Below are 627 nucleotides of genomic sequence, written 5' to 3' on the forward strand. Positions count from 1 at the left end.
GCAACCACATTACAGTTAAGCGCTATCTGTTGCCCAAGGCAGTAAGAGCAGCGACTAACTAATGCGATACTAGCTCAGTTGGTAGAGCGCAACCTTGCCAAGGTTGAGGTCATCGGTTCGAACCCGATGTATCGCTCCAAATTAGCCTTTTAAAGGCAAGATTCATTGTCTTAAACGATAATGATGCGAAAAGAAAAACATCCGGACGCGGGATGGAGCAGTTTGGTAGCTCGTCGGGCTCATAACCCGAAGGTCGTCGGTTCAAATCCGGCTCCCGCAACCACATTACAGTTAAGCGCTATCTGTTGCCCAAGGCAGTAAGAGCAGCGATTAACTAATGCGATACTAGCTCAGTTGGTAGAGCGCAACCTTGCCAAGGTTGAGGTCATCGGTTCGAACCCGATGTATCGCTCCAAATTAGCCTTTTTAAGGCAAGATTCATTGTCTTAAACGATAATGATGCGAAAAGAGAAACATCCGGACGCGGGATGGAGCAGTTTGGTAGCTCGTCGGGCTCATAACCCGAAGGTCGTCGGTTCAAATCCGGCTCCCGCAACCACATTACAGTTAAGCGCTATCTGTTGCCCAAGGCAGTAAGAGCAGCGACTAACTAATGCGATACTAGCT

General features: G+C 48.6%; 4 tRNA genes. All 4 read left to right on the forward strand.

The annotated features are described in order from the left end of the window. Window positions 1–63 precede the first annotated feature (63 nt). Window positions 64–139: transfer RNA gene (locus BCV39_RS16255), tRNA-Gly, on the forward strand. 67 nt (window positions 140–206) lie between these two features. Next, window positions 207–283 (forward strand) — tRNA-Met (locus BCV39_RS16260). 56 nt (window positions 284–339) lie between these two features. Beyond that, a tRNA-Gly gene (locus tag BCV39_RS16265) sits at window positions 340–415 on the forward strand. A 67-nt stretch (window positions 416–482) separates the two neighbouring features. After that, window positions 483–559, forward strand: a tRNA-Met gene (locus tag BCV39_RS16270). The last annotated feature ends 68 nt before the right edge of the window (window positions 560–627 follow it).

This window comes from Vibrio sp. 10N.286.55.E10, from assembly GCF_002872555.1.
Taxonomy (GTDB): Bacteria; Pseudomonadota; Gammaproteobacteria; order Enterobacterales; family Vibrionaceae; genus Vibrio; species Vibrio crassostreae.